12 protein-coding genes are annotated in these 15366 nt (G+C 71.1%); 4 read left to right on the top strand and 8 right to left on the bottom strand.

All coding sequences use genetic code 11. The features are described from left to right. Positions 1-120: 120 nt before the first annotated feature. Positions 121-786, bottom strand: coding sequence for a lytic transglycosylase domain-containing protein (locus tag LPA41_RS20425; protein ID WP_229072245.1), 666 nt, complete (start codon positions 784-786; stop codon positions 121-123). A gap of 221 nt (positions 787-1007) precedes the next feature. On the opposite strand from LPA41_RS20425, the gene LPA41_RS20430 reads away from it, so the two are divergent. Both LPA41_RS20430 and LPA41_RS20435 read left to right on the top strand, forming a co-directional pair. Next, the gene (locus tag LPA41_RS20430; protein ID WP_229072246.1) at positions 1008-3044 is read left to right on the top strand and encodes a prolyl oligopeptidase family protein; all 2037 of its coding nucleotides are present in this window, start codon (positions 1008-1010) and stop codon (positions 3042-3044) included. A gap of 103 nt (positions 3045-3147) precedes the next feature. Then, entirely contained in the window at positions 3148-3756 is a 609-nt protein-coding gene (locus LPA41_RS20435; RefSeq protein ID WP_229072247.1) for an N-acetylmuramoyl-L-alanine amidase, read from the top strand. Here the strand turns inward: LPA41_RS20435 and LPA41_RS20440 are convergent. The 6 genes from LPA41_RS20440 to glpK (LPA41_RS20465) all read right to left on the bottom strand — a co-directional run bounded on the left by LPA41_RS20440 (position 3737) and on the right by glpK (LPA41_RS20465) (position 11317). Then, positions 3737-5029, bottom strand: coding sequence for an SMI1/KNR4 family protein (locus tag LPA41_RS20440; RefSeq protein WP_229072248.1), 1293 nt, complete (start codon positions 5027-5029; stop codon positions 3737-3739). The genes LPA41_RS20435 and LPA41_RS20440 overlap by 20 nt on opposite strands. A gap of 216 nt (positions 5030-5245) precedes the next feature. Next, positions 5246-5584 carry a hypothetical protein gene (locus LPA41_RS20445; protein WP_229072249.1) on the bottom strand — a complete coding sequence of 113 codons (339 nt, stop codon included), beginning with the start codon at positions 5582-5584 and terminating at the stop codon, positions 5246-5248. Beyond that, complete coding sequence (locus tag LPA41_RS20450) at positions 5581-6780, bottom strand: WXG100 family type VII secretion target (RefSeq protein WP_229072250.1); 1200 nt, start codon at positions 6778-6780, stop codon at positions 5581-5583. Before LPA41_RS20450 ends, LPA41_RS20445 begins: the two co-directional genes overlap by 4 nt. A gap of 1 nt (position 6781) precedes the next feature. Then, positions 6782-7708, bottom strand: a complete 927-nt coding sequence (locus tag LPA41_RS20455; protein WP_229072251.1) for a hypothetical protein — start codon at positions 7706-7708, stop codon at positions 6782-6784. Positions 7709-8076: 368 nt separating this feature from the next. Next, positions 8077-9789, bottom strand: a complete 1713-nt coding sequence (locus LPA41_RS20460; RefSeq protein ID WP_229072252.1) for a glycerol-3-phosphate dehydrogenase/oxidase — start codon at positions 9787-9789, stop codon at positions 8077-8079. 49 nt (positions 9790-9838) lie between these two features. Next, the gene (gene glpK, locus LPA41_RS20465) at positions 9839-11317 is read right to left on the bottom strand and encodes a glycerol kinase GlpK (protein ID WP_229072253.1); all 1479 of its coding nucleotides are present in this window, start codon (positions 11315-11317) and stop codon (positions 9839-9841) included. A gap of 85 nt (positions 11318-11402) precedes the next feature. Between glpK (LPA41_RS20465) and LPA41_RS20470 the strand changes: the two genes are divergently transcribed. Then, positions 11403-12158 carry an IclR family transcriptional regulator gene (locus tag LPA41_RS20470; protein ID WP_229072254.1) on the top strand — a complete coding sequence of 252 codons (756 nt, stop codon included), beginning with the start codon at positions 11403-11405 and terminating at the stop codon, positions 12156-12158. Beyond that, positions 12155-13648: a glycerol kinase GlpK gene (gene glpK / locus LPA41_RS20475; RefSeq protein ID WP_229072255.1), complete on the top strand. Its 1494-nt coding sequence runs from the start codon at positions 12155-12157 to the stop codon at positions 13646-13648. Before LPA41_RS20470 ends, glpK (LPA41_RS20475) begins: the two co-directional genes overlap by 4 nt. On the opposite strand, the gene LPA41_RS20480 is transcribed toward glpK (LPA41_RS20475), so the two are convergent. Beyond that, the gene (locus LPA41_RS20480; protein ID WP_229072256.1) at positions 13631-15337 is read right to left on the bottom strand and encodes an esterase family protein; all 1707 of its coding nucleotides are present in this window, start codon (positions 15335-15337) and stop codon (positions 13631-13633) included. The two genes, glpK (LPA41_RS20475) and LPA41_RS20480, sit on opposite strands and share 18 nt — an antisense overlap. Positions 15338-15366: the final 29 nt, after the last annotated feature.

The raw sequence follows: 15366 nt of genomic DNA on the forward strand, positions 1-15366 counted from the left end.
TCCGGCGCCGGGCATACTTCGTCACCATGGCGCACGACGACCGGCACGGTCACCGTGCGGGAATCCGCCATGCGGCCACGGTGATGCGCTGTTGCTCCCGTGGGTGGCGGCGGCCAGGGCTCAGTAGTGGCCGCGGCTCTGGAAGAAGGACCAGGCGCCGCACGGGGTGTCGTACCGGCCCTTGATGTACCCGAGGCCCCATTTGATCTGGGTTGCCGGGTTGGTCCGCCAGTCCGAGCCCGCCGAGGCCATCTTGCTGCCGGGCAGGGCCTGCGGGATGCCGTAGGCGCCGGAGCTGCGGTTCTCCGCCTTGTAGTTCCAGCCGCTCTCCTTCTTCCACAGCTGGTTCAGGCAGGGGAACTCGGCGATGCCGAAACCGGCGTTGAGCATCAGGGTGCAGCCGATCGAGCGGCTGCCGCTGAACTCCTTGCAGGAACTCGGGATCGGGCCGGTGAACTCGACGGGGCCGGCGTTCGCCGCGGCCTCCGCCTTCTTCTTCGCTATCCGCTTCGTCTCCACGGTCCGCGCCTCGGTGGCGGCGCGTTTGGTCCGGGTGGCGGCCTTCTTGGCGGCGACGCCCTCGGCCTGGTGCCGCATGGCGCGGTCGGCGATGTGCTGGTTCTGCCGGCTCTTCAGCAGTTGCACGTCGCTGACCGCGAGCTGGGTCAGGGCGGCGGGTGCCGGGGTCTGGTGCTGCTGACCCAGGTGGATTCCGCCGACCAGGCCGGCGAGCAGCACTGCTACCGACGCAGTGCGGGTACCGACCGTGATCCAGGCTCGCTTCACCATGCATCCTTTCCGGAGTGTGGCCGGGTTCCGCGGCTGCGGAGAGGCGCCTGAGAGTACGACGCGGCAAAGCCCACCGCGGTGTGGCGATGGGCTGCTCTGTGGGAATGCTCATAGTGGTGGTTCGGCGGCCCCTTCCGCCAGCCCTGTTTGCGCTACCGGACCGCTACAACCGGTGGCGCGGGTTGGCAACGCGGGGCCGGGGTGCGATCGTTCATTTCGTGATCGACCCGTACCCATGGCTTGAAGATGTCGATGCGCCCGAGGCCCTGCGCTGGGTCGCGGAGCGGAACACGGAAACGCTCCAGGAGTGGGGCGACACCGAGTTCGCCCGGCTCAAGGATGCGGTACGGGAGGTCCTGGACAGCAAGGACCGGATCTCCTACCCGGGGTGGCGCGGCGACGGCTTCTACTACGATTTCTGGCGCGACGCCGACCACCCGCGGGGCCTGTGGCGGCGGACCCCTGCCGAACAGTTCCGCCAGGACGCGCCGAAATGGGACGTCCTGGTGGACGTGGACGCGCTGAACGCGGCCGAGGGCGAGAACTGGACGTGGAGTGACGTCACGGTCCTGCGCGACGGGTACGACAGGTGCCTGATCAGCCTTTCCCGGGGCGGCGCGGACGCGGTCGTGGTGCGGGAGTTCAGCCTGCGTGACCGGGCGTTCGTGGCGGACGGGTTCGTGCTGGACGAGGCGAAGACCGATGTCAGCTGGCAGGACGCCGACCACATCTTCGTGGCGACGGACTTCGGGGACGGCTCGCTCACGTCCTCGGGGTACGCCCGCGTGGTGAAACGGTGGCGGCGGGGCACGCCCCTGTCCGAGGCGGAACTGATCTTCGAGGGGGATGCCGACGACGTCCTGGTCAGCGCCCACCACGATCAGACGGCCGGGCACGAGCGGACCTTCGTCACCAGGATGATCGACTTCTATCGCAGCGAGCACTGTCTGCTGCCGCCCGGCCCGTCAGCGCAGACCCCGTCGTCGCCTGCCGGGGCACTCGTCCGGATCGACATCCCGGACGACGCGAACTGCGACGTGCACCGGGACTGGCTGCTGATCCGGCTGCGCTCGCCCTGGCTCGGGCACCCGGCCGGTGCGCTGCTCGCCACCGGGCTCGGCGACTTCCTGGCCGGGCGGCGAGACCTGACCGTGCTGTTCGAGCCCGACGAGCGGACGTCGTTGCAGGCCTGGGCGTGGACGCGGAACCACCTGCTGCTGGTCACGATGACCGACGTGCGGACCCGCGTCGAGATCCTGACCCCGGACACATCCCGGTGGCGCCGCGAACCGGTGCCGGGGACGGCGGACTTCGCCTCCTCGTGGATCGTCGACACGGACCCGGACAACGGTGACTCGTACCTCTTGGCCTCCGAAGGTTTTCTCCAACCGGCGACGCTGAGCCTCGGCACCGTCGGCGGCGGCCTCGATGTCCTCAAACAGGCGCCCGGGTTCTTCGACACCGCCGGGATGACGGTGCGGCAGCACTTCGCCGAGTCCGCCGACGGCACGCGGGTGCCGTACTTCGTGGTCGGCGGAACCCCCGGCGGCCCGGCACTGCTCTACGGGTACGGCGGGTTCGAGATCTCGCTGACACCCAGCTACAACGGGGTCACCGGGCGGGGCTGGCTGGCCCGGGGCGGCGCCTACGTCGTCGCGAACATCCGCGGCGGCGGCGAGTACGGGCCCGCTTGGCATCGGGCCGCCCTGCGGGAGAACCGGGTCAAGGCGTACGAGGACTTCGCGGCCGTGGCCAAGGACCTGGTCGCCCGCGGCATCACCACACCGCAGCGCCTCGGGATCAACGGGGGCAGCAACGGCGGCCTGCTGATGGGCGTGATGCTGACCCGCTATCCGGAACTGTTCGGCGCGGTGGTCGCCTCGGTGCCGCTGCTCGACATGCGGCGGTACACGAAGCTGCTGGCCGGACGGTCCTGGATGGCCGAGTACGGCGACCCGGACGACCCCGCCGACTGGGCGTACCTGCGGGAGTTCTCGCCGTACCAGAACGTCCACCCGGACCGGTCGTACCCGCCCGTCCTGTTGATCACCTCGACCCGCGACGACCGGGTGCATCCGGGGCACGCCCGCAAGATGGCCGCCCTGTTGCGGGCGCAGGGGCACGAGGTGGCGTACTACGAGAACGTCGAGGGCGGGCACGGCGCGGCCGCCGACAACGAGCAGGCGGCAACGATCCGGGCGCTGACCCTCGAGTTCCTGTGGCGGAAGCTCAAAGGAGCTGACACCGGCGGCTGACATCGGCGGTCCGTGCGGTCCCCGGAAAGCGGCATCCGGCGCGATCGGCCGCCGCCCGTCAGCGCGAAGATCATGCTGAGGCGATGCATCCTCAGGAGAACTCATGCCGCGGCTGAACTGGCTCGCCGACGAACTGCGCCGCGCCGGCTTGCGGGTCGTCGAGGTCGACGGCTGGGAACAGCGCGGCAACATCGATTTCCGTCCGGCCGGCGTCACCTGGCACGCCACCGCGGGCTCCCGGGCGGCGACGGCGCAGACCGAGGTCCGCGTCATCCTGCGCGGCTCCACCTCGGCGCCGCCTCCGATCGCCCAGCTGATGATCTTCCGGGACGGCGTGATCTACGTCTGTGCGGCCGGTCGTTGCAACCACAACAAGGTCGGCTGGGCCGGCCCCAACCGGGGACTGGGCAACACCAGGCTGCTCGGCATCGAGATGGCGAACGACAACCGCGGCGAACCGTGGCCCGCCGTCCAGCTGACCGCGGCCCGCCGCGCCACCGCCGCGATCATGCGCAAGCTCCGGGCCGACCCGGCGAAGCGGCTCGCCGGCCATTACGAACACCAGCCCTTCGGCCGCCGGCCATCCGGTGAGACCAGCACCAAGACCGACCCGGTCGGCATCAACATGCGACAGGAACGGGTCCGGGTGGCCGGCCTGATGAGAAAGGCCGGGCCGGCGCGCACCCTGGAGGTCATGAGCTCTCCGGTATGACGGTGTGGGTGATCAGCGGCCGGCCCCGGAGCGCCAGCAGCTCGTTCGCCAGGGACACGATGGACAGCGGGTGCGGCGTGCCACGCACCTCGAGACCTGCCGCCAGCAGGCCATCCGGCACCGCACCCGCATCCAGCAACAGCCGCCACTCCTGCGTGCCGAGCGACAGGAACTCCAGGCCGGGCAGTCCCGTGACCTCCAGCGGGTCCGCGAGGGTGCCCAGGTGGGCGGACAGCGTGCGCAGACGCGGCAGGCCGGCCACCGGGGCGAGGCTGAACGGCCCCGTCTGCGACACCCCGATGTCGAGCACCTCGAGCCGCGGATCGACGGCCGCTTCGACGCTGCGCAACATGCGAGCGTTGACCCGCGCCACCAGCGGCATCTCGTCGACGAACCCGTCGCCGTCGCCGTCGCCGTCGTCCCGCCGGCCCAGCACCAGGTCGGTGAGCGAATCGGCGACGAGCGAGGCGCCCACGTTCTCCTCGTGCGAGATGAAGATGACCTGCCCGACATGGCCTCCCGGCCCCGGGGTCAGGTCGACGGCGAACCAGTCACCGCCACCGCTGTCACCGAACACGATCCAGCCCGGTGATCCGACCAGCCCCTGCACGGCGGCGTCCGGCGGGGTACTCACCGCCTCGTCCGCCGCGAAGTCCCACTCGCAGGGCCGGCTCGCCGCGTCCGCCACGAACACCGCGCGCAACGGGTACAGCTCGCAGCCGATCGCCTCGTCCGGCGCCGTCTCCCCGGCCACCCGGTAGACGGCTCTGAGTTCCTCCGGCAACGGGACACCCAGCCGTACCTCCGCCGCGGCGATCTCGCTCTCACTCGCGCCCGCCGCACCCGGCAGCCGCTCCCGCAGCGTGCGTTCCAGTAGCGCCACATCGGCCGACGCCGCCGGCACCGCATCGGCCACCGGCGTGGGCAGGCGGCGCCACGGCTCCGGCACGGCGCCGTCGACCAGGACAAGCGAGCGAGGGTACGGCCCGCGGCCGCCGTCCACCGCCGCACTGTGCTCGATCAGATGGAACCCGGCCCCGTCCAGCACGAACGCGACGTCATCGCGCCCGTCCGCCACGAGCCCTTCCTGCACCCGCTGGACGGCGTCGAACTCCGCTCGCCAGTCGTCCTCCTGGAACGCCTGCCCCGGTGGCGGATCCGCCCGGGGCACCGGAACACTCCACGACCCACGGCCGACGTGTCCCGCCACATGCCCACCGGCGCCGAGAACACCCGCATTGCCGGCGCGCATCAGGCGCAGCAGCGGCCCCACGTGCTGATCTCACGGATCGAGCCCACCGATTCCCCATCCGTCACACGCCGGGTGAGACCTCGCACCGGTCGACAATGGAGCGAGTATCGCGGAGCCCTACGACATTTTCCTATGGCCGAGGTGCGGGCATGCTCGGAGCGATCATGCGGCCTTTCGCCGCCCGGGCGGACACGCGGCCCCGTATGCCGGAGCTTGCGGTAGTCGCTGCGTGGCGGGTCAGTGAAAGTGTGCGTGCGCTGTCTTCGGTGGTTCGCCGGACCGGGCATGAGCGCGCAGGATCGAAGCCGCCACCTGCGCCAGCAGCCTTCGGTCGACATCGTCGGCGGAGCCTGTCGTCGCACCGCTCACCGCGTCGATGAGCAGGTCGCCCAGCACGTTGCCGCTCGGATCTGCCGGGCGGAAGCGTCGCGTCTCAGGATCGAACGTCACGAATCCGGACGGGCCGTTCCCATGATCGGCCTCCCAGCGGTACAGCACACCGCCGGGCACGGGACGTTCCGCCCAGATGCCGATGGATGCGGCCACTACGCCTCCCGGCGGATCGATCGGGCTCATGGCTTGTACCGATAGCCGAGGCCGTCGGTAGCTGCCGCCTCAGGATCCCACGTGAAGCCGGCATTGAGGGTGGCGGCGTGCGCTCTGCGATAACTCGGGTCGCCGGTGCGAGCCATGTACTCGGCCTCGAAGCGCTCGTGCTTCAACAGGTCGATGTCGGCGGGATGCGGCTCCCCTGCGGCCAATCGGTGCCATGCCTCGGCGATGCGTGGATTGGCGTCGAACCTGCCCATCTCACCGTCCGAGTACGAGTCGAGGAGGTGCTCCTCCCGGAAGAGATGACTCTTGATGCGTACGACGTCATCCGCCGTGAAGCCGTGTCCGGCGGCTGTGCGGGCGATAGCGGGGAGTTCCTCGTCGGCAGCCCGGATTGCGTCGTACGCCTCGTCCGCCCACCGCACCTCGTAGTCCATGTTGTTGCGTGGCGGCCGGACCTCGCCGCCGGTCTGGCGGCTCCGTCCATGCGAGGGAGTGCCGGCGGGCTGGGTGCGGGCGAGGCGCTGAGCGGATCGTTCCAACCGGCGGAAGGTGTCGAACAGCCCGCTGAGCCTGGCTCCCAGCCGGCGCAGACTGTTCAGCAGCGCCCGGACGAAGCCCTGGATCCGATGGGCCCAGTTGAGTACCAGTGCGGTCACCTGGCTGATCACCAGAGGACTCGCCACACCCAGCGTCAGCCCTTCGACGGCCAGCCACTGCGGCAACCGGGCGGCCAGGGTGCCGACGAACTCGGCGAGCAGGTCGCGGACGATCTCGCGCACCGAAGCCACCAGCAGGCCGGCCCCTTCGACGGCGTACGAGACACCGCGGGCCGCCTCCGCGACGCCCGCCAGCATCTCCAGGTGCTGGTCGGCGTGCCGGCGATAGGCATCACCGGACGCACCGTGCCAGCCGGACACGTCGGTGCCGAGGCGGATCGCGTAGTCGTGACCGGTCCGCTCTGTGGTCGCGGCAATCCCGGACCAGGTGGCGGCGTGCGCGGCGACCTCGTCGGCGTTCCCCGTCAGTTGGTCCAGGGCATCCTTCAGTGGCCTGACATGCTCCAGCAGCCACGACACGCCCCAGGCCACCAGTCCACCGAGCGGGTCGATGGCGAGGGACAGCATGTCGAGTGTCGTGCCGGCTCCGGTGAGGGCCGGGTCGACCCAGCTGTTGTCGCGGATGCCGCTGACAATGCCGGCGACCGCCGTGGGCGGCATGTCAGGAGGTTTGGGTGAGTATGTCGTTGGTGATCTTCTGTACCTCGCCGCGGTCCTTCGGTGGTGCTGTCGCGGCCACCCCCACCTGCCACGTCAAGGTGTCCGCCGGGCCGAAGAAGTGGTCCAGTTCCAGTTCGTAGCGGTTGCTCTCGACGCCGTCCCGGACGTTCGTTGTGTTGTCCACTCTGCTGGGCTCGGCGCTGAACCAGTCGGCGGTCATCCGGGTGGTTCGGGCGGTGTCGCAGGGGGCCGGGCAGGAGCGCAGCAGGACGCCTGCGCGTTTGCCGGGGTTGGTCTTGTCGGCGCAGATGTGGGCTTCGGCGTCGGGGATGTCGACGCGGGCGGGGAGGCAACCCCAGCCGGCCGGGGTGCGGAAGGCGAACGGCCATCGGGGGAAGCGCACGGTGGCGGTCTTCTCGGTGGCGGCGAAGCCGCTGCCCAGGACGGTGCGGGCGGGGGCGTCGGCGCGCAGGGCGGGTTCCTCCCCGGTACGGGCCGGCGGGGTGGGGCGGGCCGGCAGGGTGGGCAGAGCCGGCAGGGTGGGCAGGGTGGGTATGGCGCGGCCGGTGGGGGTTGTCCAGTTCGGTAGGGCCGTGCGGGGTTCGGCGGAGGCGGCGACTATCGCGTTGCCGACGGCGCAGAAGGCGAGCAGCAGCAGGACCGCCAGCATGATGACGGTGACGGCCAGGCCGGGGTGTTTCTGCGGTGGGGCGCCGAGGGCGCCGCGCAGGTAGGCGACCAGCGGGGCCCGGTATTCCACGGGCAGGGTCTGGCCGGGCGCCACGGTGACGTCCAGGTCGGCTTTGCCGATCCGGCGGGGGAAGACGTACGGCACGTGGACGTGCACGTGGTGCCGGCCGGGCGCCACCGGCAGCACGACGGGGCGTTTCCAGCCGGCCGGCACGATGTGGCCGTCGACCGCCAGCACCGGGGTGCAGAAGCCGAGGAGGAAAGCGAGCGGCGAATACCGCAGCGTGACCGCGACAGCGGCCGGAGCCGGGACGGTAAAAGCGGAAGCGGCAGCAAAAGCAGGAGGGGGAACGGGAACGCGGGCGGAAGCGAAAACGGAAGTAGGTGCGGGGGGAAAGGCGGACGGCGGTGCTGACGTGGCAGGCGTATACGGCTGCCAATGCTGCTCGTACATTGCGGCCTCTCTCCGGCGAAGGTGGCATCCCTGCCTGGAGAAACCGCACTACCGGCCGCTCAGTTCGACCGTCACCGACATTGAACTTCATCGGCGCCGCGGTGGTATTTCAAGGGCCCGCCGGGTCGTGGCCGACCCGGCGGGAGGATGGTTCAGGCGGCGGAGGCCGCGAGGGGGAGGTTGCGCCGGGTGGCGTCCGCGGTGACGTCGTCCGGCTGTTCCTGGGCGGCCAGTTCGGCGACGACCGCCGCCTCGTACCGGGCGATCTCGCGCTCGGTCTGTTCCGGGGTCCAGCCGAGCGGGCCGGCGATGAGCAGGGCGGCGGTCCGGGCCGCGGCGACGCCGCGGTCGGCGGTTTCGATGGAGATGCGGGTACGGCGGACCAGGACGTCCTCCAGGTGCCGGGCGCCTTCGTGAGTGACCGCGTACACGATCTCCGCGGCCAGGTGGTCGGGTGCGCCGGTGAGCGGTTCGCCGAGTGCCGGGTCCGCCTCGATCATGGTGAGCAGCTCGTCGGCCAGGGTGCCGTAGCGGCGCAGCAGGTGTTCGATGCGGGACACGTGCACGCCGGCGCGGCGGGCCAGTTGGGCACGGCGGTTCCAGGCGGCCCGGTACCCGTCGGCACCGAGCAGCGGGACCTGGTCGGTGCAGGAGGCCGGTACCCGGGTGTCGAGGTCGCGGGCCGCGGCGTCCACCGCGTCCTTGGCCATCACCCGGTACGTCGTGTACTTGCCGCCGGCGACCACGACCAGCCCCGGCACCGGGTTGCCGACGGCGTGCTCCCGGGAGAGTTTCGCGGTGGTCGACGCCTCGGCCGACAGCAGCGGGCGCAGACCGGCGTAGACGCCCTGCACGTCGTCGCGGGTCAGCGGGGTCGCCAGCACCTTGTTGACCTCGGCGAGCACGTAGTCGACGTCGTGACCGGACGCGGCCGGCTCCGCCTTGTCCAGGTCCCACGGTGTGTCGGTGGTTCCGATGATCCAGTGCCGGTCCCACGGGATGACGAACAGGACGCTTGTCGCCGTACGCAGGATCATGCCGGTGCGGGCGGAGATCCGGTCGCGCGGCACCACCAGGTGGATGCCCTTGCTTGCGGCGATCTTGAACTGTCCCCGCTCGCCGGCGAGCATCGCCTGGCTGTCGCCGGTCCACACGCCTGTGGCGTTGATGACCGTGCGGGCGCGGATGTCGAACTCGGCGCCGGACTCGACGTCCCGGGCCCGGACACCGACGACCCGGCGGCCCTCGCGGAGGAAGCCGATCATCTCGGTCCGCGGGGCCACGTGCGCGCCGTGCGCGGCGGCGGTCCGGACCAGGAACATGGTGTGCCGCGCGTCGTCGACCTGAGCGTCGTAGTAGCGGATCGCGCCGATGAGCGATTCCGGGCGCAGCGAGGGGAACGCCTTGAGCGCCTCCATCCGGGACAGGTGCCGGTGCCGGGGGAGGCCGGTGTTGCCGCCGGACAGGGCCAGGGTGTCGTAGAGGGCCACGCCGGCGCCCAGGTAGAGCCGCTCCCAGGCCCGGTGCTGGAGCGGGAGCAGGAACGGCACCGGCCGGACCAGGTGCGGCGCGAGTTTCTGGATCAGCAGGCCGCGTTCTCGCAGGGCCTCACGGACCAGGGAGAAGTCGAGCATCTCCAGGTAGCGCAGGCCGCCGTGGATCAGCTTGCTGGACCGGCTGGAGGTGCCGCTGGCGAAATCCCGGGCCTCGATCAGGCCGACGGAGAGCCCGCGGGTCGCGGCGTCCAGGGCGGCCCCGGCGCCGACCACGCCGGCGCCGACGACCAGCACGTCGATCTCGTCGCCGGTGGACAGGGCGGCCAGCGCCGCGGCACGAGCCTTCGGCGACATCACTCCGGTGTTCATAGCAATTTCCTCTTTCGGCGAGACGATGGCCGTGAGTTCGGCGAGGCGGTCAGCCGGCGCTGACCCAGTCGAGCGTGCGGTCGATGGCCGCCTTCCAGCGGGTGATTCCTTCTTCGCGCCGGTCCGCCGACCACGTCGGCTGCCAGCGCCGGTCCTCGTGCCAGTTGGCGCGCAGGTCGTCCACCGAGTGCCAGAACCCGACGGCGAGCCCGGCCGCGTACGCGGCGCCGAGGGCGGTCGTCTCGGCCACGGCGGGCCGGCTCACCGGCACACCGAGGATGTCGGCCTGCAGTTGCATGCAGAGCGCGTTCCCGGTGACGCCGCCGTCGACCTGGAGGCAGTCGAGCGTGGTGCCGGAGTCCTGCGCCATCGCCTCGACCACGTCGCGGGTCTGGTAGCAGATGGCCTCCAGCGCGGCCCGGGTGATGTGCGCGGCGGTGTGGTAGCGGGACAGGCCGACGATCGCCGCCCGGGCGTCCGGCCGCCAGTAGGGGGCGAACAGCCCGGAGAAGGCCGGTACGAAGCAGACGCCCTCGCTGTCCTCGACCGCGCCCGCCAGCGCCTCGCTCTCCGCCGCCGAGTCGAGCACGCCGAGCTGGTCGCGCAGCCACTGGATGGCGGCGCCGGCCACCGCGATCGAGCCTTCCAGGGCGAAGACCGGCGGGTCGTCGCCGAACCGGTACCCGACCGTGGTGATCAGCCCGTGGCTGGACCGGACCGGGGTGCTGCCGGTGTTCATCAACAGGAAGCCGCCGGTGCCGTAGGTGCACTTGGCCTCGCCCGGTGCGAAACAGGTCTGCCCGAACAGGGCCGCCTGCTGGTCGCCGATGGCGGCGGCGATCGGCACGCCGTCCAGGGCGACCGACGCGGTGCCGTAGACCTCCGCCGAGGACCGGATCTCCGGCAGCATCGCGCGCGGGATGCCGAACATCTCCAGCAGGGCCGGGTCCCAGTCCAGGGTGGACAGGTTCATCAGCATCGTCCGGCTGGCGTTCGTCACGTCGGTGACGTGCAGCCCGCCGGTCAGGTTCCAGATCAGCCAGCTGTCCATGGTCCCGAACAGCACCTCGCCGCGTTCGGCCCGCTCCCGCAGCCCGTCCACGTTCGCCAGCAGCCACTGCACCTTCGTGGCGGAGAAGTAGGTGGCCGGCGGCAGTCCGGTCCGTTCCCTGATCAGGTCGGCGTCCAGCCCCGACAGCAGGGACTCGGTGCGGGTGTCCTGCCAGACGATGACGTGGTGGCACGGTTTGCCGGTCGCCCGGTCCCAGACGAGCACGCTCTCGCGCTGGTTCGTGATGCCGACCGCGGCCAGGTCGCCGGGGCCGAGGCCGGCGTCGGACAGCGCCACGTCGACCGTCTTGAGGGTGTTCTCCCAGATCTCGGTGGCGTCGTGCTCGACCCAGCCGGCCGCCGGCAGGATCTGCCGGTGTTCCAGCTGGTGCCGGGCGATCTCTGTGCCGGCCCGGTCGAAAATCATGAAACGAGTGCTGGTGGTGCCTTGATCGATCGCGCCGACGAAGTGCGCCACAGTACCTCCCGATTGCGCCTGGCGAACCCCGACGCTAGGGAGCGAACAGGACCGCCACAACGCCGGTCGTGCGACAATGTCGCACGTGCCGGGCCTGATCCAATCCATCGAGCGGTCCTCCGCGGTGCTGCGGCTGCTCGCCGCCGACCGGCTGCGCGTCGGCGAGGTCGCCGAGGCGCTCGACCTGCCCAAATCGACCGCGCACAGCATCCTGCGCACGCTCGAGCACGTCGGCTTCGTCGAGCAGGATCCGCGCACCACGCGGTACCGGCTGGGCCGCGGCGTGCTCGACCTCGGCGCGACCGGCCTCGACGTCAACGAGCTGCGCGGCCGGGCGCTCACCTGGGCGGACGCGCTCGCCGCGCGCAGCGGGGAGGAGGTGCGCATCGGGGTGCTGCGGGACGGGCAGGTCCTCGTCGTGCACCACGTGTTCCGGCCCGACGACTCGGCGCAGTCGATGGACACCGGCCTGGTGCTGCCGACATATGCCACGGCCCTCGGCAAGACCCTGCTGGCGTACCACCCGACGATCGCCTCCTCGGTGGGGCGGGCGGGCTTCGACACGTACACCCGCAGGACCGTGACCACCCGCCAGGAGCTGGCCCGGCAGCTGGGTGAGATCCGCAGCCGGGGGTGGGGTCTCGCGGTCGAGGAATGGCAGGCCGGGCGGGCCGCGATCGCGGCGCCGTTGCGCACCAGCGGTGGGCTGGTGGTCGGCGCGATAGGCATTTCCGGACCGGTGGAGACGCTGTGCGACACCCGGCGGCAGGCCCGGCCGGTGCTGGTCGAGCACGTGCGCGCGAGCGCCCGCGCCATCTCGCGGGATCTGGCGGGGACATGAGCGAGAAGTACGTCCTCGCGATCGATCAGGGCACCACGTCGACGCGATGCATCCTGTTCGACAGGCGCGCGACGGTGGTGTCGGTGGTGCGCGGCGAGCACCCGCAGTCCTATCCCCGGCCCGGCTGGGTGGAGCACGACGCGGCCCGGATCTGGCGGGACGTGCAGCGGCTGATCACCCAGGCGCTGCGGGAGGCGGGGATCGGGCCGGAGCAGGTGGCCGCGCTCGGCATCGCCAACCAGCGGGAGACCGTGGTGCTGTGGGACCGCGTCACCGGTGCGCCGGTGGCGCCGGCGATCTCCTGGCAGGACACCCGCACCGAGTCCCTGCTGACCGGGCTGGACAGCGACCTGATCAGGGAGCGGACCGGGCTGACGCCGGCCACCTACTTCTCCGCTACCAAAATCCAGTGGCTGCTGGCGGACCGTGGCCTGCGGGAGCGGGCCGAACGCGGCGAGGTGCTGTTCGGGACCATGGACAGCTGGCTGATCTGGAACCTGACCGGCGGGCGGCATCTGACGGACGTGACAAACGCCAGCCGGACGATGCTGATGAACCTGTCCACGCTGGACTGGGACCCGGCGCTGCTGGAGATGTTCGGCATCCCGCGCGCGATGCTGCCGGAGATCCGGCCGTCCGCCGCGATCCACGGGACCGCCGGCGCGGTGCTGCCCGGCGTGCCGATCGCCGCCGCCATCGGTGACCAGCAGGCGGCCCTGTTCGGGCAGACCTGTTTCGCACCCGGCGAGGCGAAGTGCACCTATGGCACCGGTGGTTTCCTGTTGATGAACACCGGCAGCACCCCGGTCCGGTCCAGCCACGGGCTGATCACCACGGTCGGGTACCGGATCGGATCAGAACCGGTCACGTACGCCCTCGAAGGCTCGATTGCCACCGCCGGCTCGCTGGTGCAGTGGATGCGTGACGGGCTCGGCCTGATCAGCACCGCCTCGGAGATCGAGACCCTGGCCGGCACGGTCCGGGACAACGGCGGCTGCTACATCGTGCCGGCGTTCTCCGGACTGTTCGCGCCGCACTGGCGCAGCGAGGCCCGGGGCGTCATCGTGGGCCTGACCTCGTACATCACCAAGGGGCACCTGGCCCGTGCGGTGCTCGAGGCGACCGCCTGGCAGACCCGCGACGTGGTCGACGCGATGAACGCCGACTCCGGTCTGGCGCTGACCGCGCTCAGCGTCGACGGCGGCATGACGGCGGACAACCTGCTGATGCAGTACGTGGCCGACGTGCTCGGCGTCCCGGTGGACCGGCCGATGGTCGCCGAGACGGTGTCGCTGGGTGCGGCGTACGCGGCCGGCCTGGCCGTCGGCTACTGGTCCGACCTGCGGGACCTGCGCGGCAACCGGCACCGGGCCGGGCGCTGGGTGCCGGCCATGGACGAGCAACGGCGCGCCGCCGAGTCGGTGAACTGGCGGCGCGCCGTCGAGTGCGCGGTCTTCTTCAGCCGGCCGGGGTCACGGCCAGGTGTATGAGCTCTTCGGCTGCTTCGGTTCGCGCGGCTGCCGTACCGGATGGGCCCGGAACTGCTCGGTGTGCAGCCCGAACGACCGGTCCAGCTTCGGCATCCAGTAGGCGTCGTCGTGCCGACCGGCACCGAGCTGGTAGTCGTGCCGGACACCCTTGGCGGCCAGGGCCGTGCTCATCTGCTGCGCGGCCGCGCCGAACCGGTACTCGTCGGAGTCGCCGCCGTCGAAGTAGAACCGGTGCCGGTTGAGGTCGGCCGCGGACATCCCGGCGACAAGGGTCAGCGGCCGCAGCCCGGCGTTCGCCGCCCGCTCCTCGGTCGTCCCGACCAGCGGCGCGAAGCTCAGCGCACCCATGTGGCTGGCGATCGAGCTGAACAGGTCGGGGTTGGTCAGGCCGAGCGTGAACGCGCCCTGCCCGCCCATCGACACCCCGCTGATCCCGCGGTGCTCCCGGTCGGCGACGGTCCGGTAGTTCCGGTCCACCATCGGGACGATCTCCTTGAGGATCATCGAGCGGAAGTTGCCGGCGGAGGTGTCGACATACCAGCCGCTGTCCCCGTCCGGGAACACGACGATGGTCTCCTCCAGGTTCTTCTCCACGATGAGCTTGTCGAGGACGGCGTCGATGTCCCGCGCCTCCCACTCGATGTTGCTGCCGTTGAAGCCGTTCAGCATGTAGACCACCGGGTACCGCTTCGCGCTGGTCCGGGTGTAGCTCTTCGGCAGGTAGACGTTGAACTGCGCGCGCCGGTTCATCGCCGCGGAGTCGTAGTCGTCCCGGAAGAACCGGGCGTGGTCGCCGAGTTCCACCGGCTTGCGCGGGTCGATGTAGAGCAGTTCGCGCGCCGGCGGCAAACCGGTCCAGCTGCGGATCGTGTCGACCACGAGCCGGCCCTGCCGATCGACGAACACCTCGGCCTGCGCGTCGGTGAGCGTCACGCGGCCCTTCTTGAGCAGCGCGCGGAGCTCCGCGACCCGGCGATCCGCGGTGTCACCCTGGTGGAAGAACCCGGGCGCCAGCGTCGCGGCATAGCCGCGGACATCACCGGAGGCCACCGCGCGATGCTGCCGGCTGAGCACGGCACAGGCCTGAGCCAATTGCGTACGGGTGGCCGCGGTCCCGGTCACCCCGGCGAGAGTACGCAGCCGCGCCTTCGAGTAGAGCCCCACCGGGCCCTGGTAGAAGCCGCCGCCGCCGGTGCCGTCGTAGACCCGCACCGCCAGGACGTTGGTGCCGCCCCAGCGCAGCAGCCCGTCGGCCGGGTAGTACTCCCGCGGGACCTCCCAGGTGGAGTCGAACGTGGGCGGGAACCCGCCGGTGCGCCCGATCTCCTGTCCGTTGAGGAACGCCTGGTCGGCGTCGTCGATCTTGCCGAGCGCCGCGATGATCGTCGAGTCGGTGACGCCGGCCGGGCGTGCCGGCAGCGTGAACGTCTTGCGGTACCAGGCGAAGCCGTCGTACGACGACAGGTCGCTGTGGTTGCCCCAGTTGTCCGGGACCGACCAGTCGCGCCAGCCGGTGTCGGTGAAGGCCGGGTCCGACCAGGACGGGTCGTCGCCGGTGGTGAACTTCCAGCCGTCGCCGGCCAGGTCCACGCCGAAGTCGACGGAGCCGGTGGTGGCGCACGAGGTGTCGCCGGGTTTCGGGTTGTGGCTCGGCTTGGAGCCCGCCGAGGCGGATGTGGGAACGTTCACACACGCCAGCGAAAGGACGAGAGTGCCCA

The organism is Actinoplanes sp. DH11, from assembly GCF_020873875.1.
Lineage (GTDB): Bacteria > Actinomycetota > Actinomycetes > Mycobacteriales > Micromonosporaceae > Actinoplanes.